Raw genomic sequence first — 24,235 nt, 5'->3', positions numbered from 1 at the left:
AACCGGCCGTTGCGATCTCTCAGTCGATCGCGGGATTATAATTGTTGAGCACGCTGCAGGGGATCAATGGACAGGCCCGGATCATTACCGAATTGTCCCTGCAATCCAGTCACATTCTCCAATTTGACAATTGTGTCTCAAATGGGACTATTTTTCCCTCCGGAAAGCTGCTAAATGGGCGAATAGCTGGGCTGGATAGCAGTTGCACCAGGTCAAGAAAAGACGGACCGGGCAGCGGCTTTCCATTGGGAAAAGGGGCTGAGATTCATGCAATCCAAGCAGATGATGTTGTGTGCCGGCACGGCGCTGTCGGTTCTGGCCGGAGTTGCGCCTGCATGGGCGCAAGCGGCGGGCGAACAGGAGGCCGGGCAGGCCAGTGAAGAGCTCATCATCGTCACCGGTTCGCGAATCCAGCGCTCCGGCTTCGATGCGCCGACGCCGACCACGGTTCTCGGCGTGGAGGAGCTTGCGCAGGGCAACCGTCCGAGCATCGCGCAGGCGCTGAACGACGTTCCGCAGTTCCGCGCGACGAGCACGCCTGCGACGACCACGGGCAACACGAACGCCGCGGCGTCTCAAGCCGATCTTCGCGGCCTGACCTCGGTGCGCACGCTCACGCTGCTCAACGGCCACCGCTTCACGGGCAGCGCCGACCTCAACTCGGTGCCGCAGAATGTCGTCAAGCGCGTCGACGTGGTGACGGGCGGCGCATCGGCGGCGTGGGGTTCCGGCGCAGTCGCGGGCGTCGTCAACATCATCCTCGATGATGAAATGACCGGCGTGAAGCTGGGCCTCAATACCGGCGTGTCCACATACGGCGACGGCAATCGCTACGGCGCGGATGCCGCCTGGGGTACGAACTTCGCCGACGGGCGCGGCCATTTCATGATCGCCGGCGAATACATGGACGACAAGGGGGCGTGGGACCGCGATTCGCGCAAGCACATGAAGGCGGGCCTGTTCCAGCGCGCCGATGGTCAACTCGTTCTTGCCGACGACGTCAAGTACACGATCCTCAACCGTGGCGGCTCGATTCTGAGCCTGACAGCGGCACCCTACAATCTGGTCTTCAATCCTGACGGCTCGGTCGGCCCGCTCCCGCTCGGCAGTGAGACCTTCGGCCAGCAGACGATCGGCGGTGGCGGGCAGAGCCTCTATGAATATCTGTCGGTCAGCACGCCCTACGAGCGCTCCAATGTTTTCGCGCGTGCGAGCTATGACATCACCGATACGGCGAAAATCTGGATCGACGGCAGCTACAACCGCATGTCCGCCGATTTCGGTTTCTTCCCGGATACGCCGATCGCCGTCATCATGCCTGACAATGCGTTTCTCACCGATACCGCGCGTGCGCAGCTTGCCGACGCGGGCGTGACCGGGCCGTTCGTGCTCGGCCGTATTCTCGATGACGTGGGACCGGACCGGTTCCTCAACTACCGATACACCCGCCGCAACCTCGAGGTCGCGGTCGGCATCGACGGCACGATCGGCGACAAGTGGACCTACCGGGCCTATTACGATCACGGCGAACTGAAAAACGACCAGTGGCTCGACAACCAGAGGATCACCGCCAATTTCAACAGGGCCGTCGATTCGGTTCTGGTTGGCGGCACGCCGGTCTGCCGTGTCAATGCCGATGCCGATCCCGCGAACAACGATCCGGCGTGTGTTCCGCTCAACCTTCTGGGCAACGGCAACATCACCGACGCAGCGCGGGCCTATGCGTTCGCCTCGGGCGGCGCCGTGACGACGACCAAGCTCGATGCCGCGGGCGTCAGCCTCAGCGGCGAATTGTTCTCGACATGGGCGGGTCCCGTGGACGTTGCGGTCGGCAGCGACTGGCGCTGGGAGGAGTTCGTCACCAATTCGACCGACCCCTACTCGGTCACCCGCGCACTGACGCCGCTCAGCTTTTCCGCGACGAACGGCGGCTTCAACGTGAAGGAATTCTTCGTCGAGGTGAACGTGCCGCTGCTCGATGTCGCCGATACCGCGCGACTGGAGGTAAACGGTGCGGCCCGCTATTCGGACTACAGTACCAGCGGCGGCATCTGGACGTGGAAGACGGGCAGCACGCTGCGCCTTGTCAATGACCTGCTGCTGAGGGCGGTCTATTCACGCGATATTCGCTCGCCGAGCATCAACGAATATTATCTCGCACGTGCCACCAACCTCGGCAACATGATTGATCCGTACCGCAGCAATGCTCTTGCCCTGAACGTGTACAGCTACACGGGCGGTAATCCCGATCTGGATCCGGAAATCTCTCATACGCTGACATTGGGTGGTTCCTATTCGCCGAACTTCGCTCCTGGCCTTCGCCTTTCGGCCGACTTCTACAAGATCAAGATCGACGACGTCATCGTGACCCTCACGGGGCAGGATGTTCTTGGCCTCTGCTATCAGCAATTCCCCGACGACGATCTTTGTGGCGGCCTAGTCGAACGGAACAACGACGGAACCCTGCTTTCGGTGCTGCGCACCTTCCGGAACCTTGCGAAATATCAGACCAAGGGCCTTGATCTGGAAGCGTCGTACCAGATGCCGCTGGGCTCTGGCACGTTGTCGTTCCGCGCACTTGCCACGCACGTGTTCGAGTTGCTGATCGACGACGGTGTAAGGACAACGGACCGTGCCGGTATCGTGGGCGGTGACACGCTGTTCTCGACGCCGAAGTGGCGCGGAACCGGCACGATCACATATCAGGATGAGCGTTTCGGCACCGATCTGAGGTTCCGCTATGTGGATGGAGGTATCTACAGCGACCAGATCGGTCCGAACGGTCAGCCGATCCTCAACAACGACATCAGCAGCCGCACCTATGTCGACGTCGGGCTGCGCGTGAAGGTCGGCGAGTTCATGCTGTACGGCAACGTCAACAACGTGTTCAACCTGAGCTCGCCTCGCACCCAATACACCAACCCGAACTATGAGGTGATGGGCCGTTACTTCTCCGGCGGCGTGAAGCTGAACTTCTGATCCCGTTTGTCGACGGGCGGCAGGAACGGTTTCACCCGCCACGCCTTCTCGGTGCACATACGCATCGCGAAGGCGTGGCGGGGAGGAAAGCGGCCAGCGGCAGCCCGTCGAGAAACGGCACGTGGTTCACCACCGCCGCCGCCGCCGTGGCGACGGCGGTGACGATAGTGTTGGCGGGCGACCGTGCGGGGCCGTTCCTCGGGTGCGGCGCGCAGGCGTTTCATCGCGCGCCGGGCCATGCCGTCGGGAAAGCCCAGTGGGTTCAGCCTCGACCGTCGGCGGCGCTTTGTCCGGCTCGATTGACTGGCGCCGAACATTGTCCGTTCTGTCCTCGAAGGTATCCAGCCGGCGCCGCTCACCGTCCGCCGGCTGTTGCGCGCATCCGCGTCTCTCTGGCTGGTCCGGCGATGCACGCAATTGCGCCAACCGCGGGGAATGTCGGGCAAATCCGGCCACGCGGATATTTTATAATACATTGACAATAAAAAAGAAAATTGGCTGGTGCCCCCGGCAGGACTCGAACCTGCGGCCTGCGGTTTAGGAAACCGTCGCTCTATCCTGCTGAGCTACGGGGGCAACCGCGTGCATCAGTGGCGGCAGCGGGCGAAAATATCAAGCGTCGGTGCGGCCGGGGCGCGCGGGAAACAGCAGCGGCATGGCCTCGATGCCTTCGTCGCGGAGCTGCGCGGCCTCGTCTGCGCTGGTTTCGCCGTAGATGCCGCGCGCGTCGGTTTCGCCGTAGTGGATCGCGCGCGCCTCCTCGGCGAAGCGGTGGCCGACGTACTCGCTGCTCTCGATCATGGCTTTCTGCATGTCGGCGAGCGCGCCGAGCATCTGCTTGATGCGCGCGTCCTCGCCGCCCGCGACCGGCACGGGAAGGGCGCGCGCGTCCTCGCGCGTGTTGCCCTTGGCGGGGACGGCGGGCGCCATCACCGCCTTGGCGATCTCGGCATTGCCGCACAGCGGGCACGACAGCAGGCCGCGCTCTTTCTGCGCCTCATAGTCGCTGGAAGAGCCGAACCACGCCTCGAAGACGTGGGCCTCGCCGCATTTCAGGTCGAAGACGATCACGGCGCGGCGATGTCCCTGCGGTGCTGGAGCACGGGAATGCGGCGGCGCACGTCGGCGATGCGCGAAAGGTCGATCTCGGCGAAGTGAAGCCCCGGCGCCTCGCCCGCATCGAGCAGGATGTCGCCCCACGGGTCGATCACCAGCGAGTGGCCGTAGGTCGAGCGGCCGTCCTCGTGCTCGCCGGTCTGCGCGGCGGCGACCACGAACGACGCCGTTTCGATGGCGCGGGCACGCAGCAGCGTGTGCCAGTGCGCGCGGCCCGTCGGGCGCGTGAACGCGGCCGGAAGCGCGATTACCTCTGCGCCCGCGCCGCTCAGCGCATCGAACAGGCGCGGGAAGCGCACGTCGTAGCAGATGGCGAGGCCGAGCGTGCCGACCGGCGTTTCGGCAAGCGCGACGCCCGCGCCCGCGACGAAGCTCGCGGACTCGCGGTAATATTCGCCGGGCGCCGCCTCGACGTCGAACAGGTGCATCTTGTCGTAGCGCGCGCGGATCTCGCCCGTGCTGTCGATGACGAGGCTGCGGTTGACGAGACGGTCGGCGTGGCGCGCATCGCGCAGGGCGAGCGAGCCGAGCGCCACCCAGATGCCTGCCGTCCGTGCCGCTTCGCACACGGCGGCGAGCGCGGCGTCGTCTTCCTCGCCGCGCGCGTTCGCGAACAGGCGCGCGGTGTTCCGATCCAGCATCCCCGACATCTCGGGGGTGAACAGCATGGCCGCGCCGCCTGTGGCGGCTGCGGCGACGTGGTCCGCGAGCGCGGCGGCGTTGGCGGCCGAGTCCGTGCCGGACGTCATCTGGGCGATGGCGATGCGTGTCGTCATGGGGCTGGATATGGGGCGTTCAGGCGGTTTGCGCCAGTAGCGGATCGAGCTTGCCGTCGGCGTCGAGCGCCGCGAGGTCGTCCGAACCGCCGATATGCTGCCCGCCGATGAAGATCTGCGGCACCGTGGTGCGGCCGTGTGCGCGCTGGATCATCTCTAGGCGGCGGTTTCCGCACAGGGTGATGTCGATCTCCTCGAAGTCGGCGCCCTTCGATTTCAGCAGCGACTTCGCGCGCGTGCAGTAGGGGCACAGGAATTTCGTGTAGATTTCAATCCTAGGCAACTGCGATCCCTTTGGCTCTTTTCAGCCCTGTTCGACATTATCATGGGTGACGCGGGCGAAAGTTACAATATCTATGCGTGCTGCCCCGGCACGGCGGAGCGCGCGAGCACAGGCCGCCGCGGTCGCCCCCGTCGTCATCACGTCGTCCACCAGCAGGACATGCGCGCCCTTGATGCGGAGCGCCGCGCGGCTGCGGACGCGGATCGCGCCGCGCACGTTTTCCGTGCGCTGCCGCCGCGACATGCCGCGGCTGATCGGCGTGTCGCGGATGCGGGCGAGCGCCGCGGTGATCACGGGGAGGCCCGCCTTCCGGGCCAGCGTGCGGGCGAGAAGCGCGGCCTGGTTGAAGCGGCGCGCGCGCAGACGGCGGGCATGGAGCGGCACCGGGACGAGGATCGGACGCTCGGCGAGCATCGGCGCGGCGGCGCGCGCCATCATTCCTGCCATGACACGCGCAAGCCCGGTGCGGTCGCCGTGCTTCAGCGACAGCACCAGCCCGGCACTGGCTGCATTGTACACGAGCGCGGCACGCGCGCGGTCGAACGGTGGCTGCGTCTCCGCGCAGGCCCCGCAGAGCGCCTCGTCGCCGATGCTGTAGGCGAACGGCAGGCCGCAGCACGCGCACATCGGCGCCGTGAGGAAGTGGAGACGCGACCAGCACGGCGCGCAGAAGCTCCCGTCCTTACCCACGATCGTGCGGCACGACGGGCAACGCGGCGGCAGCAGCAGATCGACGAATCCCGCGCCGGAGCGTTTCAGAACCTCGAATGCCGCGATCTGCATGGCATGTTCCTAGCAGCCCGGCATTGCGCTTGCAGCCTCCCTCGGACAAGAGAGGCGGCGCATGTCAGACCTCATCGAACCGTTCGACCGCGCGGCCCGCCGCCGTGCCCGCGACCGCGCCGCGGCGGATTTCGGGCGCTTCGCGTTCCTGAAGGATGCGCTTTGTGCCGATCTTGTCGAACGGCTGGGCGAACTCGGACCATCGTTCGCGCGCGTTCTCGATCTCGGCGCGCACGACGGGCGTCTCGCTGCGTTGCTGCCGGAAAGCGAGACGGTCGCGACCGATCCCGGCTTTCGCTTTGCTCGGGTCGCGCGGGGCGTGATGTGCGACGAGGACCGCCTGCCGTTCGCGCCCGGCAGCTTCGACGCGGTGCTGTCGGCCGGGAGTCTCCACGGCGTCAACGACCTGCCCGGCGCGCTCGTGCAGGTCCGGCAGGTGCTGAAGCCTGGCGGTGTGTTCCTCGCGGCCTTTGTCGGCGGGGCGTCGCTCGCCGAGCTGCGCGCGCGGTTGCTTGCCGCCGAGATGGCGCGCTACGATGGCGTTTCCCCGCGGTTCCTGCCGATGGTCGATCCGCGCGAGGCGCCGGGGCTGTTGCAGCGCGCCGGGTTCGTCGAGCCTGTTGTCGATGTGCACCGGCAGACCGTGCGTTACCGGGGCGCGGCGGCGATGCTGGCGGACCTTCGCGGCATGGGCGAGAGCAATGTGCTTCATGCGCGGAGCCGCAGACCCCTCGTGCGCGCCGATGCCGCGGCGTTCCACGCAGCAGCGGAAGCGGTCGCGGACGGCGACCGGCACCCGGTTCAGCTCGAGATCGTGACGATGACCGGGCGGGCGCCGCCCGGCCGCTGATCGGCCCTAGATGAGCGCCGCGAGCGTGCCGATCAGCGGCCGGTCGGCGGGCGGCATGTCGATGGAGAACAGGTCGTTCACGCGCTCCCAGCGCAGGCGCTGGCCGTCGTGCCCGTGCGGCGCGCCGCGCCACTTGCGGCACACGTAGAGCATCAGCACGAGGTGGAAGTGCGCGTAGGCGTGGCTGGCGAAGGTCGCCGGGGCAAGGCACGACGCCTCCGTCTCGATGCCGAGCTCTTCGCGCAGTTCCCGGATGAGCGCCGCCTCGGGCGTTTCGCCCGCCTCCACCTTGCCGCCGGGGAACTCCCAGGTCCCGGCGAGGTGCTTGCCCGCCGGGCGCTCCGCGAGCAGCACGCGGCCGTCGCGGTCGATGAGCGCGGCGGCGACGACCATGCGTATCGGCAATGGATTCATTTGGTTAACCCCACGCTTAGTCCGGCTTGTGTGAATTTGTTAACGCCTGACGGCTAGAACGGAGCAGCAGGGACAATGCAAGCCCTGAATCCGTGTTTGATCCGTGTTTGAACTGAAGGTAGCGGCCAATGCCCGAATTCATCCGCAAGCTGGTTCGCAAGTCCGAAGGCGCGACGGCGATCGAGTACGGCCTCATCGCGGCGCTGATCGCGGTCGGCGCCATCTCGGGCTTCAACGCGTTCGGTAACGGCCTCTCCAACATGTGGGGCAAGGTCGAGAACAATGTGAAGGCGAGTTCGTAAGCGCAGCGACGGACAGCTTCAAAAACGAACAGGCCTTCGGGCCTGTTTTTTTTGGCCCGAACACATGCTGCAACAAGGACTTTGAAGATTAACGCATTTTCACCAGCGGCTTTAAGCAATTGGCAAGAGCAATGGTCTAGTGATGCATTGCTGACCTCTTGGACGGGGACAGAGGAACACCCGGTACGTACGGAACTGGTATAGGAGACAAGAAATGTCGTTTTTCCGTAAGCTTCGTAAGGAAGAGAAGGGCGCGACGGCCATCGAATACGGTCTGATCGCTGCTCTCATCGCGGTTGCGGCCATCGGCGCCATGGGTGCGCTGGGCAACGCCATCAGCCAGACGATGAACAACGCTGCGGGTGCGATGACCGACGCCTAAGCGTCGATCCTCGCGCAAGCGAACGGACAGGGCGCCGGGGAAACCCGGCGCCCTTTTCATTTGTCAGCCGTAGACGACGATCTTGACCTTCTCGCCGGCGCGGAGCGTCGGGTTCGCCTCGCGGTTGTTCATCACGAGGAAGCGTTCGAGCCGGTAGTCGTCGAAGGCCATGCGCTGCGACAGTGACTGGGCGGTGTCGCCGGGCTTCACGGTGACGACCTGGATGACGCGCTTGCGCAGCGCCGACGCCTGCGCGTCGGTGAGCTTGCGGAAGGAACCGGCGGTGGTGTTCACCACGTTCGAGACGTTCACGTTCGACGGCGAGATGAAGATGAAGTGATAGCCGCTGCCGCCGCCCACGCGGTAGGCGACGACGGTGACGTCGCGGTTGCCGCTCTGCGTCGCGACGCGCGCCGTCGCGGTCGCCGCCTCGATGCCGTTGATCGTGGTGCGCTGCACGCCCGTGTACTGGGCCTTGTTGTTGCCGAGCACGCCCTGGAACACCGTGGAGATATAGGAATCGAGGCTGTCCGCGTCGCCGAGCTTGCCGCCGCTGAACTGGATCTGTGCCTGTCCGCCGGTCGCCGTCACCGCCGCCGCGCTGTTGCTCAGGTAATAGCCCTGCGGCACCTCGAACGCGATCTTGAGCACGGGATGCGCGAACTTGTGCCCGTCGACGAAGCCCTGTGACGGGTCGTCGCCGTAGAGCATTCCGTCGACGGCCGCGAAATAGTCGGCCTCGTCGCGGCGGAGCTGGCCGGGCTTCACGCCGGTCGCCGCCGCCTTCTGCGAGGCGCGCTTGACGCGGGCGGCCGTCAGCGGGTGGCTGCGCGCCCACGAGGGGATCTGCGCCGCCTCGTTCTGGCCGCGGATGCGCGTTTCCAGCGCTTCCTGATCGCCGAGCGACTGGAGGATCTCCGCCGCGGCATAGGGATCGTAACCCGCCGCCGTCATGTAGCGGATGCCGAGATCGTCCGACTGGTACTCCTGGTCGCGCGAGTACTTGAGCGTCCACACCTGCCCGAGCTGCCCGGCGAGCTGGCCGATCTGGCTGCTGCCGGTGAGCACGGTGGCGAGGATCGAGACGATGCCGCTGCCGAGCGCGGCGTTCTGGCGCTTCTTCGAATGCTGGGCGTCGACGTGGCCCACCTCGTGCCCGAGCACGGAGGCGAGTTCCGCCTCGCTGTTCATGATCGAAAGGAGCCCGCGCGTCATGTAGACGTAGCAGCCGGGGATGGCGAAGGCGTTGACGACCGTGGTGTTGAGCAGCGTCACCGTGCATTCGTTCTCGGCGGACGCGATGTTGGAGCGGACCGCGACCTCCTTGCCGATGCGCTTCACCATCGCCGCGCCCGGCCCCTCGTAGGCGCCGCCGAACTCGGCCATGATCTCCGGGTGCGCCTGCGCCGCCTGCGCGCGTTCGCTGGCGCTGATCTGGCGCGGCTTCTGCGCGTTCGCGCTGGTGCCGGGGCCGGTGACGCAGGCGCTGAGCACGACCGTGCTGACGGCGATCCCAAGAGCCTGACGCGCTTCCTTCCTCATTGGACGTCCCTCAAAAATGAACCTGCCACTGCGCAAACCGGCGAGTGCCGCCGCCGGTTCCCTGTCTCATTACGGCTGCGATGCAATCCAGTCCCCCACGCTCGCCGCGACCTCGTTTGCCGCCTCGTTGAGCGCGCGGGCGATGGCCGGGCCGGTCTCGGCCGAAACCGGCCGCGTCGCCTCGAAGCTGCGGCTCGCGACATAGCCGGTTCCGGTCGCCGACACCATCGCATCGTAGCGGACGCGGACCTGAGGCGCACCGCGCACGTCGAGGCCGAATTCCACGAGCCGGCCGGAAAGCCTGTTCGCCGCGCCGATATCGACGTTGCGCTCGTCGAGGACCGGGCGGCCCGTGCGCGCCTGCACGACCTCGCCGAGCAGCCGCTGGAACAGCACCACCGGCTGCTCGACCCAGTTCGCTTTCGGAAGATAGGCGATCTCGGTGGCCTCGGTCGTCACCGGGATGCGTAGCGTGCGCAGCGCGCCGGGCGCGCTCGGCATCGTGACGAGCAGCGGCTTGCCCGTCAGGGCGCGCGCTTCGCTCGCCTCTGCGCGAAGCGTGAGCAGAGAGTCGGGCGGGTCTCCGCCGCCGCCGATCTGTACCAGCGGTCCGCACGCGGAGACGAGCAGAAGGGCCGTGAGAACGGCGGCTCGGGCGATAGGCGTCATCGGTCCTTGTCTCCATCGGGCTTGTATTCCGGAAGCTTGCGTCCGCCGACGAGCGCGCCCGCCGGGTCTTCATCGAGCTTCGCAGCGATGGCGCCGAGCGAGCGCGCCATTTCGCGGAGGTCGCCGACGAGGAGGTTCACCTCGGGCAGCGTGTGTGCGTTGAACGCCTCGGCGCCCGCCCGGGCCGCGCGTGATGTCCCTTCCAGCTCGGCAAGCGCCGTATCGGCGCGCTGCAACGTCTTGCGCAGATCGGCGACGAGCGGCCTGCCTTCGGCATCGACCAGCTTGCTGGTGCTGTCCGCGAGCACGGCGAGCGCCGCCGCCGTTTTCCGGGTTTCCTCGATCGTGGCGCGGATTTCCGTCACCGCGTCGGCGATGTCGCCGTCGCGGCTGGCGACGGCGGCGGTGATCGTGTTCGTGCTCTTGAGGATGCCGGCGATTGACGCCTGGTTCTGCGGGCTCAGCACCTCGTTGAGCCGCGCGGTGAGCGTGCTGATGCGTTCGAGAAGCTGCGGCGCGGAATCGAGAAGCTGGCCGAGCGCGCCGGGCTTCGTGGGAATGACGGGCGCGCCGAACGGCCCCGGCTCGTCGATCGGCGGCGCGCCCTTGATGGCGCCTTCCAGTTCGACGATCGAAACGCCGGTGAAGCCGACGCCGGTGATCGTCGCGACCGTGCCCTGCAGAATCGGTACGCCCTCGTCGATCTGGATGCGCACACGCACGAAGTTGGGCGATTCCGGCATCAGTCGAATCTCCTGCACGGTGCCGACGGGCACGCCCGAATAGTTGACCGCGCTGCCGCGGGCGAGGCCCGAGACCGAGCGGAAGAAGATGTCGTATTTCTGCCGGTCCGACGTGTCGATGCGCGCGATCCAGAGGATGAACAGGAACGCCGCGATGAACAGCGCGATTGCGACGGCGCCGACGAGGACGTGGTTGCTTCGTGTTTCCAACATCAACCCCCTGCTGCCGCGCTCGCGAGCGCGGCACGGCCGCGCGGGCCGCGGAAATACTCCTGCACCCACGGATGATCGAACGCCAGCAACTCCTCGATCGTTCCCACCTTCAGCACGCGCTTGTCTGCAAGCACCGCGACACGGTCGCAAATCGTGTGCAGCGTGTCGAGATCGTGCGTGATGAGGAACACGGTGAGATCGAGCGTCTCGCGCAGCTGGAGGATGAGTTGGTCGAAGGCCGCCGCGCCGATGGGATCGAGGCCCGCGGTCGGCTCGTCGAGGAACAGCAGGCGTGGATCGAGCGCGAGCGCGCGGGCAAGGCCGGCGCGCTTCCTCATGCCGCCGGAAAGCTCGCTCGGATGCTTCGGTCCCGCGTCGGGCGGCAGGCCGACCATCGCGATCTTGTAGGCGGCGATCTCGTCCATCAGCGCGGTCTCGAGGTGGTAGAACTCGCGCATCGGCACCTCGATGTTCTCGGCGACGGTCAGCGTCGAGAACAGCGCGCCGTTCTGGAAGAGCACGCCGAACTGGCGGCGCAGCTCCAGCTCCTCGTGTTCGCCGAGGCCGCTCACGCGCCGCCCGAATATCTCCACCTCGCCGGCATCGTAGCGCTGGAGGCCGATGATCGAGCGCATCAGCACGGTCTTGCCGGTGCCCGAGCCGCCGACGATACCGATGATCTCGCCGCGCCGGACCTCGAGATCGAGGTTCTCGTGGATCACCTGCGCGCCGAAGGCGTTGCGAAGCCCGGTGACGCGGATCACGGGGCCGCGGCGATCGTCCGGGGCCGTCATCAGTTCCACCCGATCGCCGAGAAGAACACCGCGAAGAAGGCATCGAGCACGATGACGAGGAAGATCGCCTGCACCACGGCGGCCGTGGTGCGAAGCCCCACCTCCTCGGCATTGCCGCGTACCTGCATCCCCTGGAAGCAGCCGGTGACGGCGATGACGAGCCCGAACACGGGCGCCTTGATGAGTCCGACCCAGACATCGGTGATCGGCACCACCTCCTGGATGCGCTGGATGAAGGTGGCGGGCGGGATGCCGAGCGAAACCCATGTCAGCAGCATCCCGCCGACGATACCGAGAATCGATCCGTAGAAGGCGAGGAGCGGCATGGCGAAGACGGCGGCGAGCAGCCGCGGGATGACCAGCACCTCGATCGGCGGCATACCGATCGTGCGCATGGCGTCCACTTCCTCGGCGAGCTTCATCGAGCCGATCTGCGCTGCGAACGCGCTGCCCGAACGGCCCGCGACCATGATCGCGGTCATCAGCACGCCGAGTTCGCGGAAGGTAATGCGGCCGACGAGGTTGATGACGAACACGTCCGCGCCGAACTGGCGGAGCTGCACCGCGCCCTGCTGCGCGACGACGATGCCGACGAGGAAGCTCATCAGCCCGATAATGCCGAGCGAGGCGACGCCGACCGCCTCGTACTGGTTGGTGACGGCGCGCCAGCGCAGCGCGCGGCGGCCGATGAGGACGCGGCCGAGCGTGACGAGCGTCAGCCCGAGGAAGGACAGGAAGCCGCCGAAGGTCGTGGCCGCGAAGACGATCCAGCCGCCGAGCTTTTCCAGCGTGCGAATGAACGGCGGGGTCAGATCGGGGCGGATCTTGGTGGGCCGGGTGTGCGAGCAGATCTGGTCGATCAGCTCCTCGGCCTTGTCGCTTGCGCCCGTCAGCCGGAAGGAGAGGCCGGCCGCCTCGCGCGCCATGCGTGTGCGGTAGAGCACCCATGCGCCCGCCGTGTCGATGCGCTCGATGTCGGCGAGGTCGACGGTGAGCGGTTCGGGATCGGATTCGAGTTCGCGCAGGCGCCGCGAGACGGGGTCGATGAAGCGAATCGTCATGCGGCCGGAGAGGCGCACGGTGCGCTCGCCATCCGCGTGACCTTCGGCGATGTGGCTCCCGGCGGGCGCTTCCGTGTCAGCCATAGTGCGCGAGCTTCAGGCCGGGCCGGTCCCAGCGCGTCTTCGCAAGGCGGCCGGTGGAGGACAGCGTCACCCACGCGTCCCGCATGTCCGCGCCGCCGAAGCAGATGTTGGTGGTGACGAGATCGGGCATGTCCCGCCATGTCTGCACGCCGGTCCCGGCATCGACGGACGCGATGCCGGGATGGCCGGCGATCGTCGCCACGCAGATGTTGCCGTCCGCATCGACGGCGAGCGAATCGAGCAGGATATGCCCCGCGAACGCCGTGACGACGCGCCCCGGCAGGGCCGCGAGCGGCGAGGGCGCGACTTCGCCGGGGCCGGTGATGTCGAAGGCGAGCAGGGTGCGTTCCATCGTGAGCGCCGTATAGACGGTGCGCCCGTCGGGCGAGAGGCTGACGCCGTTCATGTTCGGGCCGTAGACGGCGCAGCGGATGCCGGAGCCGTCCGGCTTCGCGTAGTAGAGCCCGCCGTGGTCGGTGGCGCGGTCGCGAATCTTGCCGAGGTCGGTGAACCAGAAGCCTCCGCTTGCATCGAACACGATATCGTTGGGGCCGGAGAGGGGCCGCCCGTCGCACGCGTCGTAAAGCCGTTCGACCGTGCCGGTCGCGAGGTCGATGCGCTCGATGCGGCCGGTCGTGTAGTCGGCGGCGATGTGACCGGGGATCAGCAGGCCGTCCTGCCGAATCCATTCGAAGCCGCCGTTGTTGCAGAGGTAGAGCGCGCCGTCCGGGCCGATCGCGGCGCCGTTGGGGCCGCCGCCGGGAGTCGCGATGGTCTCCGTGCGGCCGTCTGGCAGCACGCGCGTCACCCGTCCCGCGGCGATCTCGACGACGATGACGCTGCCGTCTTGCATCCACACGGGTCCTTCCGGGAAATGCAGGCCCTCGGCGACGATTTCGACTGCGCTCATTCCGCTCCGTCCTCCCGCCGTATCCTGTCCGGCAAAGCCGTTTCGATGCAAGGTCTTTGCGTCCGGCAAGCAATTGCGCTAGCAATGCAGTTCCCGATCTGTTCACCTCCGAAGGCGCATGGAATGAGCCCTCTTCCCCTGATTGTCGGCCTTGTGATGTTCGCGCTCGGGTGCGGCATCGGCTGGCTGCTGTGGGCGCGCGATCGCGCGGCGCTGCGGACGGAGCGCGATTCGCTGCGCGGCGAGCGGGACGGGCTGGCGGATGCGGTGGCCGGGCTTCGCACCGACAAGGCGCTCGCCGAGCAACGCGCGGCCGGGATCGAGGCGCTGAACGCCGAGATCGCCGAACTCAGGAAGGATAGCGTTGCGCTCGCCGAGCTCAAGAGCCGCGCGGAAGAGCGCGAGCGCGCCTTCGCCGAACGCGAGGCCGATTTGCAGCGCCGTTTCGAGGCGCTGGCGAGCGCATCGCTTGCAAAGAGCCACGAGGCCTTCGTGAAGCTCGCCGAGGAAACGCTGAAGCATCATCGCGAGGCGGCGGGCGCGGGGCTGGAGAAGAACCGCGCCGAGATGGACAAGCTCATCCAGCCGATGCGCGAGACGCTCCTCAAATACGAGCAGAAGCTCGGCCAGATCGAGGAGGCGCGCGCAACCGCCTACGGCGCCATCCACAACGCCATCGCCGAGGTGAAAGCCGGGCAGGAACGCGTCTCCGGCGAGGCCGCGAAGCTCGTCCACGCGCTCCGCAGCGCGCCCAAGGCACGCGGGCGCTGGGGCGAGCACCAGCTGCGCCGCGTGCTCGAAATGGCGGGCCTGTCGCCGCACGTCGATTTTGCCGAGGAGGTCTCGGTAGAGGCCGAGGACGGTCGCCTGCGGCCCGACGCCGTCATCCGTTTGCCGGGCGAGCGCGTGCTCGTCATCGACGCCAAATGTTCGCTGAACTCCTATCAGGACGCGCTCGACGCGCCCGACGAGGACGCGCGGCGCGCGCATCTCCTTGCGCACGCCAAGGCGCTGCGCGTCCATGTCGATGCGCTCGGGCGCAAGAGCTACGCCGAGCAGTTCGCGGGCACGCTCGATTTCGTCATCATGTTCGTGCCCGGCGAAAACTTCCTCGCCGCTGCGCTGGAGGCGGATCAGGACCTGTTCGAGACGGCGTTCCAGCGCCGCGTGCTGCTCGCCTCGCCGACCAACCTCATCGCCATCGCACGGACGGTGGCGATGGTCTGGCAGCAGGAGAAGGCGACGGCCGACGCGCAGAAGATCGCCGCCCTCGGCAAGCAGCTCTACGACCGGCTGGCGACGATGGGCGAGCACGTCGCGCGGCTCGGCAAGACGCTCGAAGCGGCGAACGGCGCGTACAACAAGATGGTCGGCAGCCTCGAGAGCCAGGTGATGACGTCGGCGCACCGGCTGGGCGAGCACGCGATCGAGGCGCCGTCCAAGACCATCGAGGATTTGCCGCGCGTATCGGGCGAGCCGCGTTCCCTCACCAAGCTGGCGTCGCCGGTGGCCGATGCCGCGGAATAGATCGGCGATGCGCGCAGGCCGCACTTCAGGATTGGCGTGGATCTCGCTTGTCTTCCTCGCTTGTCTCGGGCTCGCGGCGTGCCTGAACATTTCCGACAGGGTGGCGCTGGAGAAAGAAATCGTGGCCAATCCCGCGTTTGCCGGCGAATGGGAGGCACTTGTCTGGTTCCCGCAGGACGGGGGCATGCCGGCGGGTCAGCCGTATCTGCATATCGCGGAACGGCAGCAGCAGGGACGGCCCGTCTATGCCGTGACCAGCGACACAGCGAAGTTCACCGCGCGCATCCGCGACGTCGTCACCCTCTATACGTTCGGGGAGGCCCAGTTCCTCCTCAATGGCGATCCCCGGAGTTGCAATGATTGCATCCTGCTCAAGTATTTCATGACCGAGGACGGCAAGCACATGGCGGTCCAGAGCCTGAACCGCGACAAAGCCGTGCGTTTCCTGCAAATGATGCGCGCGGACACGACGAAGATCGTTTACGGCGTTGAAGGATCGGTGGGCAACATCCGCGTCCTCGTTCTCGACGACGAGGCGAGATCGCTGCTCGGCGCTATCGGAGACCGCCAGGACCTATGGGATGATGGCGCGATCCTGACGCGGCGCGAATGAACGGTCAGGCCGCCGGACGCCGCCGCTGGTTCAGCACCTCGTAGAGCATCACCGCGCAGCTGACTGCCACGTTCAGCGAATCGGCCTTGCCGCGCATCGGGATCTTCACCAGCACGTCGCACGCGGTTTCGTAGTCTTCCGGCAGCCCGTGCTGCTCGTTGCCCATCAGGATGAAGGTCGGCGCCTCGTAGCGGACGGCCTGATAATCGTGGTCCGTCCTGAGGCTGGTGCCGACGAGCATTCCGGGGCCGGCGCGCAGCCATTCGAAAAAGACCGGGCCGGCCGTCTGCACGATCGGCTGCGTGAACAGCGCCCCCATCGAGGCGCGCACGGCCTCCACGGACCACGGGTCGCAGCTCTGGTCGAGCAGGATCAGCCCGCCCGCGCCGACGGCGTCGTTCGTGCGGAGGATGGTGCCGAGGTTCCCGGGGTCCTTCAGCGACTGGCACACGGTCCAGGCGAACGCGGCGTTCCGGTCGAGGTCCGCGAGCCGCGCCTCCGGTATGGGGAACACGCCGACGAGCGCCTGCGGATTGTCCTTGCCGGTGATCTTGTGAAGGATTTCGCGCGGCACCTCGATGGCCTCGCCGCCCGCCGCCTCGCATTCGGCGACCAGCCGCCGGAGCAGCGCGTGCTCCGCCATGTCCTCCGCGAAAACGAGCGTCTCGGCGGTGCGTCCCGCCTCGGCGGCCTCGGCGACGATGCGCATCCCCTCCGCCATGAAACGCCCCTCGGCACGGCGGTACTTCTTCTGTTCGAGCGACCGGATGCGCTTGATCGTCTCGTTGGAAAAGCTGGTGATGCGGCGGGGCATCATTCCTCGCCGAAGCGGTCCTCGACGAGCTTGACGAGCGCGGCGAGCGCGGCGTCCGCCTCCGGGCCGCTCGCGATGATCTCGATCTCGTCGCCGGGGCTCGCGGCCAGCATCATCAGCCCCATGATCGAGGTTCCGGTGACGCGCGAGCCGTCCTTCTCCACCGCGACCGTGGCGGTGAACTCCGAGGTCAGCGTCACGAACTTGGCGCTGGCGCGTGCGTGCAGCCCGCGCTTGTTGCGGATGAGCACGCGCTGTCTGACGGCGACCTCGTCGCCGTCAGGCACGCCGTCCGTGGCGTCGCTCAGGCGACCTCTCCCAGGATCTTCGAGGCGACGGAGATGTATTTGCGGCCCGCCTCCTGCGCGGCCTCGACCGCCTCGGCGAGCTTCATCTCGCCGCGCACGCTGGCGAGCCGGATCAGCATCGGCAGGTTGACCCCCGCGATGACCTCCACGTGGCCGCCCGAAAGCAGCGAGATGGCAAGGTTGGACGGCGTCCCCCCGAACATGTCGGTGAGGATAACGACGCCGCGCCCGGTGTCCACCGTCTTCACCGCGCCCGCGATGTCGGCACGGCGGACCTCCATGTCGTCGTCGGCGTCGATGCAGATCGAGGCGACGTTCTTCTGGGGGCCGACGACATGCTCCATGGCCGCGACGAACTCAGCCGCAAGCCGCCCGTGCGTCACCAGCACAATACCGATCATGCGGGCAGTCTCTCTCCATGATCCGGGAGCGCGAAGCCTTCGGCCTCCACGCCCTCGCTGTGCCCGCTCATGTCGCGGTGCACGATATTCAACGTATAGCCGGCGGCCCTTATCGCTTCGGCGAGGCGTTCGGCAACAAAAACCGACCGGTGACGACCGCCGGTGCAGCCGATGGCGATGGTGAGATAGGCCTTGCCCTCGCGCCGGTAGCTCGGGATCAGCGACAGCACGAGCCCAGAAATCCGTGCAAAAGCATCAGTATAGGCCGGATCGGCGGCAACGTAGCGGCCGACCGCCTCGTCCTTGCCGGTCAGCGGGCGCAGTTCCGGCTGCCAGTGCGGATTGGCGAGGAAGCGCATGTCGAACACCATGTCGGCGTCGCGCGGCAGGCCGCGCGCGAATCCGAAGGACATCACGGTGAGCGTCAGCTCGCCGTGCCGGTGGCGGGCGAACTTCTCGCGAATCGTGCGCCTCAGGTCGTGGACGCTGAAGTCGGTGGTGTCGATGACGATGTCCGCCCAGCGCCGGAGCGGCGCCATCACCTCGCGCTCGCGGGCGATGCCGTCGGCGGCGGGCCGGTCGAGCGCCAGCGGGTGGCGCCGGCGCGTTTCCGAGAAGCGGCGGACGAGCTCGCCGCCCGCGCAGTCGATGAACAGCACGCGCGCGTCGATGCCGCGTTCGCGCATGGTCTTGATTCGCGCGACGACCGATTCGGCATCGAAGGCATGGGTGCGGGCGTCGATCCCGACCGCGAGCGGCCGTTCCGCCTCGCCGCCCGCGAGCGCCTTGTCGTGCACCGCGAGCAGGCGCTTCAGCAGCGAAAGCGGCAGGTTGTCGACGACCTCGAAGCCATTGTCCTCGAGCGCTTTCAGCGCCGTCGAGCGCCCGGCACCGGACATGCCGGTAACGAGCAGCAGCGGGGCGCGCGAGGCGGGGGGATCGGCGTTGGCCATCAATCCCCTAATCTAGTGCTATCGGACGGCCGCTCAAGAGCAGTTCGACCTTGACGGGTGCGCTCGATTCGCGCGGGTCGAGGGCGGTCACGGGCACGGCGACGCCGCAAAGCGCGCGCGCGCGCGCCTCGGGCAGGCGTTCGGGCGGGGCATCGAGGGCGATCACGCACGCGACGGGCACGTCCGCGGCGAACGGCATCGTCACGATACCGACCCCGCGGACCTCGATCCGCCCGGCGATCGTGGCGGGCGGCGAAGCGAACAGGCGCCCGTCCCGCGCGCTCAGCTCGACCTGGTCGTCGGCGACGAGCACGGCGCCGCGGTCGATGAGCCTGAGCGCGAGGTCGGACTTGCCCGCGCCGGACGCGCCGGTCAGCAGCACCGCCTTGCCGCCGATGGAGACAGCGGAGGCGTGGATACGCGTCATTGCGTGGCGGGCAGGCTGACGGTGAAGCGCGCGCCTTTGATCTCGCCGCGCTCGATGCGGTTCTCGGCGGAAATCGTACCGTCGTGCGCCTCGACGATGGCCTTGGCGATGGCGAGGCCGAGGCCCGAATGCTTGCCGAACGCCTCGCCCTCCGGGCGCTCCGAATAGAAGCGTTCGAAGATCCGGTCGGTGCCGTCGGGCGGCAGGCCGGGGCCGTCGTCCTCGACGCGCATCAGCACGCGCTCACCGACGCGCGCCACCGTGACCTGAACGAGGCCGCCCGAAGGCGAGAAGCTGATGGCGTTGTCGATGAGGTTGCGGGCGACCTGCGCGAGGCGGCTGCCGTCGCCGTTCACCACCGCCGAGCCGAACTGCGGGCGCGCGAACGCCAGCGTCACGCCCGCGGTGGCGGGCTGCGTCTCGTAGATGCTCATCAGCGTGGCGAGCATGACGCCGAGGTCGATGCGCTCGAAGCGCACGCGGCTCAGCTCCGCGTCGAGCCGCGAGGCGTCGGAGATGTCGGAGATCAGCCGGTCGATGCGCTGCACGTCGTCGCGCACCACGGTGAGCAGCCGCGCGGCGAGCTCCGGGTCCTTCACGTTCCCCATCGCGTCCACGGCGGAGCGCAGCGAGGCGAGCGGGTTCTTGATCTCGTGCGCGACGTCTGCGGCGAAGGCTTCCGTCGCGTCGATACGCGCGCGCAGCGCGGCGGTCATGTCGGAGAGCGTGCGGGAGAGCGCGCCGATCTCGTCGCGGCGTTTCTGGAAGCGCGGGATCGCCACCTCGCGGGCGCGGCCCAGCCGCACGCGCTGCGCGGCGATGGCGAGGCGCCGCAGCGGCCGGACGATGGTGCGCGCAAGGAAGTTCGACAGCAGCAGCGACAGCAACAGCACGCCGAGGAAGATCACGGACAGCGTCAGCCGCTCGTCACGCACGCCGCGCGTCACGTCGCGCGCGTCGATGGTCATGTGGAGGACGTTGCCGCCCGCCAGCGGCGCGGCGGCGGTGATGACGATGGTGCGGTCCGGCGCGAAGCGGATCGCGGTCGCCACCACCTTCCGGTCCAGTGCGCTTTCCGCCTCGGGCCACGCGCGGCGCACGTCGGGCGCGGGCTCGGCGAAGGTCTCGAACCGCCGCGCGCCGACCGCGCCTTCGATCAAGCGGTCGAGGAAGCGGGCGACGTCCTTGCGGAAGGGCTCGGCGTCCGGATCGCGGAGCGTGAAGGTCGGGCCGGTGAGCGCCCAGCTGTCGAGCGCGCGGGCGCCATCGGCGTCGTAGATACGCAGCCGCGCATCGGTGATCCTGCCGAAGCGCTCCAGCATCGGCACGAGCCGTTCCGGCGCCTGCAACATGCGCTCCGAGACCGCGGCCGCCATCAGGTCGGCGGCGACGCCCGCCTCCTCGGCGCGGCGTTCGAGCATCCGTTCGCGGAAGCTGTCGAGATAGATGATGCCGCCCGCCAGCATCAGCACGGCGAACATGTTGACGGCGAGGATGCGCGCCGTGAGCGACCAGCCGCGCGACCACCTGAGCTGTGTGTCGTCGCGGGGCTGGGGCTCGTTATTCCTCGTCGAAGCGGTAGCCGACGCCATACAGGGTCTCGATCGCCTCGAACTTGGGGTCGACGGCGCGGAACTTCTTCCTCAGCCGCTTGATGTGGCTGTCGATGGTGCGGTCATCGACATAGACGTCGTCCTGATAGGCGGCGTCCATCAGCTGGTCGCGCGACTTCACGAAGCCGGGCCGCTGGGCGAGCGTCTCGAGGATCAGGAACTCGGTGACGGTGAGCTGCACCTCCTTGCCGTCCCACGTCACGCGGTGGCGGCCGGTGTCCATCGTCAGCCGCCCGCGCGTCAGCGTGCGCGCCGCCTCGGCCTCGGCCTCTCCGGCGGGCTGCGCGCGGTTCTGCGCGCGGCGCAGCACGGCGCGGATGCGCTCGATGAGCAGGCGCTGGCTGAACGGCTTGCCGATATAGTCGTCGGCGCCCATCGCGAGGCCGAGCGCCTCGTCGATCTCGGTGTCCTTGGAGGTGAGGAAGATCACCGGCAGGTTCGACTTCTCGCGCAGCTTCAGCAGCAGCTCCATGCCGTCCATGCGCGGCATCTTGATGTCGAGCACGGCGAGGTCGGGCGGGTTGTCGGTCAGCGCCTTCAGCGCGCTCGCACCGTCCGAATAGACGCGGACGGTGTAGCCCTCGGCCTGAAGCGCGATCGAGACCGAGGTCAGGATGTTGCGGTCGTCGTCGACGAGGGCAATCGTTGCGGATGCGGATGACATGGCCTGCTCCAGTAAACCAACGGGAATCGCGGTGCAAACCGGATCGCGCCTGATGCCGGCTTTGCATTTTTTGACGCGGCGCGCGCGAATCGTGTAGGGGCTCCCGCAAAAGCGCCCGCCCGAATCCATTGAGGAGTGATCATGACCGCGTCCCCGATTCCCGCCTTCACCCTTGATAAACAGGGTATTACCACCGGGGCGGAGCTGCACTGGAACCTCGGCACCGCCCCGCTCATCGAGAAGGCCGTGGCGCGGGGCGAGGGCCTGCTTTCGGAGCACGGCGCATTCGTCGTGAAGACCGGCAAGCACACCGGCCGCTCCGCGAAGGACAAGTTCACGGTCGAGGATGCGACGACCCGGGACACCATCTGGTTCAACGGCGGCAACCAGCGCATGGCGCCTGAGCACTTCGCCGCGCTCAAGGCCGATTTCCTCGCCGCGCTGGCTGAGAAGAAGACGCTGTTCGTACAGGACCTCTACGGCGGCTCGCAGCCGGAATACCGCGTGCGCGTGCGCATCATCAACGAGCTTGCGTGGCACAACCTGTTCGTCCGCACGCTGCTGGTGCGCCCGAACCCGGCGGACCTTCCGGGCTTCCTGCCCGAGTTCACCATCATCGACCTGCCGAGCTTCCGCGCCGACCCGGCGCGCCACGGCTGCCGCACCGAGACGGTGATCGCCGTCAACTTCACCGAGAAGCTGATCCTCATCGGCGGCACCGCCTACGCGGGCGAGATGAAGAAGTCGGTGTTCGGCCTCCTCAACTACATGCTCCCCGAGCAGGGCGTGATGCCCATGCACTGCAGCGCCAACATCGGCAGCGGCGGGTCGAGCGCGGTGTTCTTCGGGCTTTCGGGCACGGGCAAGACGACGCTCTCCGCCGACGCCTCGCGCACGCTCATCGGCGACGACGAGCACGGCTGGTCGGACACCGCCGTGTTCAACTTCGAGGGCGGCTGCTACGCCAAGGTCATCAACCTCTCGGCCGAGGCGGAGCCCGAGATCTACGCGACGACGCGGCGGTTCGGCACCATCCTCGAGAACGTCGTCATCGACCCCGAGACGCGCGTCATCGACCTCGACGACAACAGCCTCGCCGAGAACAGCCGCGGCTCCTACCCCATCGACTTCATCCCGAATGCGTCCAAGGAAAACCTCGGCCCGGTGCCGAAGAACATCATCTTCCTCACCGCCGACGCCTACGGCGTGCTGCCGCCGATCGCGAAGCTGACGCCCGAGCAGGCGATGTACCACTTCCTTTCCGGCTACACGGCGCGCGTCGCCGGCACCGAGATCGGCGTCACCGAGCCGAGCGCGACCTTCTCCACCTGCTTCGGCGCGCCGTTCATGCCGCGCCACCCGAGCGTCTACGGCAACCTCCTCAAGGAACGCATCGCCAAGGGCGGCGTCGATTGCTGGCTGGTCAACACCGGCTGGACCGGCGGCGCCTACGGCACCGGCCATCGGATGCCGATCAAGGCGACGCGCGCGCTGCTCAACGCCGCGCTCGACGGCAGCCTCAAGGGCGCCAGCTTCCGCACCGATCCGTTTTTCGGCTTCCAGGTGCCGACCGCGGTGCCGGGCGTCGACACCGCGATCCTGAACCCGCGCGAGACATGGGCGGACAAGGCCGCCTACGACGCGCAGGCGAAGAAGCTGGTCGGCCTGTTCATCGAGAACTTCGCCCAGTTCGCGGATCACGTCGACGAAGGCGTCCGGCAGGCCGCGCCGAAGGCCGCCTGAAAAACATCGCCGTCCGCACTGGCCCTCCCGTATCGCGGCGCGTAGTCTCGGGCGTGAGACTCTGACCCGCTCGCCGGAGGTGAACATGACGGACCTGGTATCGACGTTGCAACAGACGGGCGCGCTGTCTTCGATCGCGCGCCAGCTCGGCGTGGACGAAGCGACCGCGACGCGCGGCGCGGGCGCCTTGCTTCCGGCCATTCTGGGCGGCTTCAAGAAGCAGGCAGGCGGCGGCGCAGGCGGCCTCGACGGGCTGGCGGGGATGCTCGGCGGCCTTGGCGGCGGCGGGCTGCTCGATGCGGTGCTGTCGTCCGGCGACGCGCCTGCTGGCCGGGGCAACGACGTGCTCGGCCAGATTTTCGGGTCGAAGGAGGTCAGCCGCACGGTCGCTGGGCAGGCGGCGGGCGCCACCGGCCTCGATTCCGGCCTGCTGAAGCAGATGCTGCCGCTGCTCGCGATGGCGGTCGCGGGCTACATGGCGAAGCAGGGCGCCGGCGCGGGTGCGAAAAGCGGCGGGCTCGGGGGTATGCTCGGGCAGGTGCTCGGCGGCCTCACGGGCGGCGGCAAGGCTGCGCCGCAGGGCGGTCTCGGCGGTCTCGCCTCGATGCTGGACCTCAACGGCGACGGCAATCCGCTCGACGACATCATCGGCATGGCGGGCAAGCTCGGCGGGCGCTAGTGGCACGGCAGACGCGCAGGGACGACTGGGGTTTTCCCCGCTGGCGCAGCTACGGCAGCGCCCGCGAGGCGGTGAACGTGCGCCTGTGCGACCGGCACGGCTGCACGGCCCCCGGCGACCGGCCTGCGCCGAAGTCGCCGAACAGTCCGGAGCGCTGGTGGTTCTGCGAGGCGCACGCCGCCGAATACAACAGGAACTGGAACTATTTCGAAGGCCTGACCAAGGAGGAGGCCGCCGCGCGGGAGCAGGCCGAGCGCGGCGACACCGCGTTCGAACAGGCGCGCCACTGGCAATGGACCGGCCCCGGCGACGGCAGCCGCACGCGCGGCGAGCTCGATGCCTTGCGCGCGCTGGAGCTGGAGGACGACGCCGACTTCGAGGCGGTGAAGCGCGCCTACCGCAAGCTCGCCAAGCAGTATCACCCGGACCGCAACCCCGGCGACAAGGAGGCCGAGCGGCAGTTCCACGCCGTGCAGGCCGCCTATGAGGTGCTACGGCGCGCGGAGGAAGGGAAAAGCTGGAAGGGCGGCTGAAGGCGGCGGGACTTGTGCGTCCCTCGACTTCGCTCGGGATGAAATCCCCTTGTATGCGG

General features: G+C 67.7%; 28 protein-coding genes and 1 tRNA gene. 9 read left to right on the top strand and 20 right to left on the bottom strand.

Translation table 11 applies throughout. The annotated features are described in order from the left end of the window. The first annotated feature begins 267 nt into the window (after window positions 1-267). Window positions 268-2,979: a TonB-dependent receptor plug domain-containing protein gene (locus PE061_RS03995; protein WP_271257874.1), complete on the top strand. Its 2,712-nt coding sequence runs from the start codon at window positions 268-270 to the stop codon at window positions 2,977-2,979. Here the strand turns inward: PE061_RS03995 and PE061_RS03990 are convergent. From PE061_RS03990 to PE061_RS03965, 6 genes are all read right to left on the bottom strand, one after another. Continuing rightward, entirely contained in the window at window positions 2,946-3,296 is a 351-nt protein-coding gene (locus tag PE061_RS03990) for a hypothetical protein (protein WP_271257873.1), read from the bottom strand. The genes PE061_RS03995 and PE061_RS03990 overlap by 34 nt on opposite strands. 182 nt (window positions 3,297-3,478) lie before the next feature. Further along, window positions 3,479-3,555: transfer RNA gene (locus PE061_RS03985), tRNA-Arg, on the bottom strand. Between the two features lie 36 nt (window positions 3,556-3,591). Further along, window positions 3,592-4,050 carry a DUF1178 family protein gene (locus PE061_RS03980; protein ID WP_271257872.1) on the bottom strand — a complete coding sequence of 153 codons (459 nt, stop codon included), beginning with the start codon at window positions 4,048-4,050 and terminating at the stop codon, window positions 3,592-3,594. Then, entirely contained in the window at window positions 4,047-4,871 is an 825-nt protein-coding gene (locus PE061_RS03975) for a carbon-nitrogen hydrolase family protein (RefSeq protein ID WP_271257871.1), read from the bottom strand. Before PE061_RS03975 ends, PE061_RS03980 begins: the two co-directional genes overlap by 4 nt. A 19-nt stretch (window positions 4,872-4,890) precedes the next feature. Continuing rightward, on the bottom strand, window positions 4,891-5,154 hold the full coding sequence (gene grxC, locus PE061_RS03970) for a glutaredoxin 3 (RefSeq protein ID WP_271257870.1): 264 nt from the start codon (window positions 5,152-5,154) through the stop codon (window positions 4,891-4,893). A gap of 21 nt (window positions 5,155-5,175) precedes the next feature. Further along, window positions 5,176-5,937 carry a ComF family protein gene (locus tag PE061_RS03965; RefSeq protein WP_271257869.1) on the bottom strand — a complete coding sequence of 254 codons (762 nt, stop codon included), beginning with the start codon at window positions 5,935-5,937 and terminating at the stop codon, window positions 5,176-5,178. A gap of 61 nt (window positions 5,938-5,998) precedes the next feature. Between PE061_RS03965 and PE061_RS03960 the strand changes: the two genes are divergently transcribed. After that, entirely contained in the window at window positions 5,999-6,787 is a 789-nt protein-coding gene (locus PE061_RS03960; RefSeq protein WP_271257868.1) for a methyltransferase domain-containing protein, read from the top strand. Between the two features lie 6 nt (window positions 6,788-6,793). On the opposite strand, the gene mutT is transcribed toward PE061_RS03960, so the two are convergent. After that, complete coding sequence (gene mutT, locus PE061_RS03955; protein WP_271257867.1) at window positions 6,794-7,201, bottom strand: 8-oxo-dGTP diphosphatase MutT; 408 nt, start codon at window positions 7,199-7,201, stop codon at window positions 6,794-6,796. 128 nt (window positions 7,202-7,329) lie between these two features. Between mutT and PE061_RS03950 the strand changes: the two genes are divergently transcribed. Next, window positions 7,330-7,503 carry a Flp family type IVb pilin gene (locus PE061_RS03950; RefSeq protein WP_271257866.1) on the top strand — a complete coding sequence of 58 codons (174 nt, stop codon included), beginning with the start codon at window positions 7,330-7,332 and terminating at the stop codon, window positions 7,501-7,503. 214 nt (window positions 7,504-7,717) lie between these two features. After that, window positions 7,718-7,885, top strand: a complete 168-nt coding sequence (locus PE061_RS03945; RefSeq protein WP_271257865.1) for a Flp family type IVb pilin — start codon at window positions 7,718-7,720, stop codon at window positions 7,883-7,885. 63 nt (window positions 7,886-7,948) lie between these two features. On the opposite strand, the gene PE061_RS03940 is transcribed toward PE061_RS03945, so the two are convergent. From PE061_RS03940 to PE061_RS03915, 6 genes are all read right to left on the bottom strand, one after another. Then, window positions 7,949-9,427, bottom strand: a complete 1,479-nt coding sequence (locus tag PE061_RS03940) for a M48 family metalloprotease (RefSeq protein ID WP_271257864.1) — start codon at window positions 9,425-9,427, stop codon at window positions 7,949-7,951. A gap of 69 nt (window positions 9,428-9,496) precedes the next feature. Beyond that, complete coding sequence (locus PE061_RS03935) at window positions 9,497-10,096, bottom strand: ABC-type transport auxiliary lipoprotein family protein (protein WP_271257863.1); 600 nt, start codon at window positions 10,094-10,096, stop codon at window positions 9,497-9,499. Then, the gene (locus tag PE061_RS03930) at window positions 10,093-11,049 is read right to left on the bottom strand and encodes an MlaD family protein (RefSeq protein WP_271259121.1); all 957 of its coding nucleotides are present in this window, start codon (window positions 11,047-11,049) and stop codon (window positions 10,093-10,095) included. The genes PE061_RS03935 and PE061_RS03930 overlap by 4 nt, the downstream gene beginning before the upstream one ends. Before the next feature lie 2 nt (window positions 11,050-11,051). Beyond that, the gene (locus PE061_RS03925; RefSeq protein WP_271257862.1) at window positions 11,052-11,846 is read right to left on the bottom strand and encodes an ABC transporter ATP-binding protein; all 795 of its coding nucleotides are present in this window, start codon (window positions 11,844-11,846) and stop codon (window positions 11,052-11,054) included. Next, on the bottom strand, window positions 11,846-12,991 hold the full coding sequence (locus tag PE061_RS03920) for an ABC transporter permease (RefSeq protein WP_271257861.1): 1,146 nt from the start codon (window positions 12,989-12,991) through the stop codon (window positions 11,846-11,848). Before PE061_RS03920 ends, PE061_RS03925 begins: the two co-directional genes overlap by 1 nt. Beyond that, on the bottom strand, window positions 12,984-13,901 hold the full coding sequence (locus PE061_RS03915; protein ID WP_271257860.1) for an SMP-30/gluconolactonase/LRE family protein: 918 nt from the start codon (window positions 13,899-13,901) through the stop codon (window positions 12,984-12,986). Before PE061_RS03915 ends, PE061_RS03920 begins: the two co-directional genes overlap by 8 nt. Before the next feature lie 123 nt (window positions 13,902-14,024). Here PE061_RS03915 and rmuC point away from each other — a divergent pair, with 123 nt between their 5' ends. Together rmuC and PE061_RS03905 are read left to right on the top strand one after the other, a co-directional pair. Beyond that, window positions 14,025-15,428, top strand: a complete 1,404-nt coding sequence (rmuC, locus tag PE061_RS03910) for a DNA recombination protein RmuC (RefSeq protein ID WP_271257859.1) — start codon at window positions 14,025-14,027, stop codon at window positions 15,426-15,428. Window positions 15,429-15,435: 7 nt separating this feature from the next. Beyond that, window positions 15,436-16,041, top strand: a complete 606-nt coding sequence (locus PE061_RS03905; RefSeq protein WP_271257858.1) for a hypothetical protein — start codon at window positions 15,436-15,438, stop codon at window positions 16,039-16,041. Window positions 16,042-16,045: 4 nt separating this feature from the next. Here PE061_RS03905 and PE061_RS03900 read toward each other — a convergent pair whose 3' ends face one another. From PE061_RS03900 to PE061_RS03870, 7 genes are read right to left on the bottom strand one after another with little or no spacing between them, the layout of a single operon-like run. Further along, entirely contained in the window at window positions 16,046-16,855 is an 810-nt protein-coding gene (locus PE061_RS03900) for a TrmH family RNA methyltransferase (protein WP_271259120.1), read from the bottom strand. Next, complete coding sequence (locus PE061_RS03895; protein ID WP_271257857.1) at window positions 16,855-17,142, bottom strand: HPr family phosphocarrier protein; 288 nt, start codon at window positions 17,140-17,142, stop codon at window positions 16,855-16,857. Before PE061_RS03895 ends, PE061_RS03900 begins: the two co-directional genes overlap by 1 nt. Window positions 17,143-17,159: 17 nt before the next feature. Next, a complete protein-coding gene (locus tag PE061_RS03890; protein WP_271257856.1) occupies window positions 17,160-17,564 on the bottom strand; it encodes a PTS sugar transporter subunit IIA in 405 nt (134 codons plus the stop codon). Next, entirely contained in the window at window positions 17,561-18,517 is a 957-nt protein-coding gene (gene rapZ, locus PE061_RS03885; RefSeq protein WP_271257855.1) for an RNase adapter RapZ, read from the bottom strand. The genes PE061_RS03890 and rapZ overlap by 4 nt, the downstream gene beginning before the upstream one ends. Before the next feature lie 7 nt (window positions 18,518-18,524). After that, window positions 18,525-18,944, bottom strand: coding sequence for an HPr kinase/phosphorylase (locus PE061_RS03880; RefSeq protein WP_271257854.1), 420 nt, complete (start codon window positions 18,942-18,944; stop codon window positions 18,525-18,527). Beyond that, entirely contained in the window at window positions 18,941-20,536 is a 1,596-nt protein-coding gene (locus tag PE061_RS03875; RefSeq protein WP_271257853.1) for a stimulus-sensing domain-containing protein, read from the bottom strand. The genes PE061_RS03880 and PE061_RS03875 overlap by 4 nt, the downstream gene beginning before the upstream one ends. Continuing rightward, window positions 20,505-21,221, bottom strand: a complete 717-nt coding sequence (locus PE061_RS03870; protein WP_271257852.1) for a response regulator transcription factor — start codon at window positions 21,219-21,221, stop codon at window positions 20,505-20,507. The genes PE061_RS03875 and PE061_RS03870 overlap by 32 nt, the downstream gene beginning before the upstream one ends. A 141-nt stretch (window positions 21,222-21,362) precedes the next feature. Between PE061_RS03870 and PE061_RS03865 the strand changes: the two genes are divergently transcribed. The 3 genes from PE061_RS03865 (at window position 21,363) to PE061_RS03855 (ending at window position 24,176) form a co-directional block, all read left to right on the top strand. Further along, a complete protein-coding gene (locus PE061_RS03865) occupies window positions 21,363-22,964 on the top strand; it encodes a phosphoenolpyruvate carboxykinase (RefSeq protein ID WP_271257851.1) in 1,602 nt (533 codons plus the stop codon). Window positions 22,965-23,049: 85 nt separating this feature from the next. Next, window positions 23,050-23,643 (top strand): DUF937 domain-containing protein, encoded by a 594-nt coding sequence (locus tag PE061_RS03860; protein ID WP_271257850.1) that lies wholly within the window; start codon window positions 23,050-23,052, stop codon window positions 23,641-23,643. Further along, the gene (locus tag PE061_RS03855; protein WP_271257849.1) at window positions 23,643-24,176 is read left to right on the top strand and encodes a J domain-containing protein; all 534 of its coding nucleotides are present in this window, start codon (window positions 23,643-23,645) and stop codon (window positions 24,174-24,176) included. Before PE061_RS03860 ends, PE061_RS03855 begins: the two co-directional genes overlap by 1 nt. The last annotated feature ends 59 nt before the right edge of the window (window positions 24,177-24,235 follow it).

The organism is Sphingosinicella microcystinivorans, assembly GCF_027941835.1.
GTDB lineage: Bacteria > Pseudomonadota > Alphaproteobacteria > Sphingomonadales > Sphingomonadaceae > Sphingosinicella.
The sequence above is the reverse complement of the archived record's forward strand: the minus strand, read 5'-3'. Positions and strand labels throughout refer to the sequence as shown.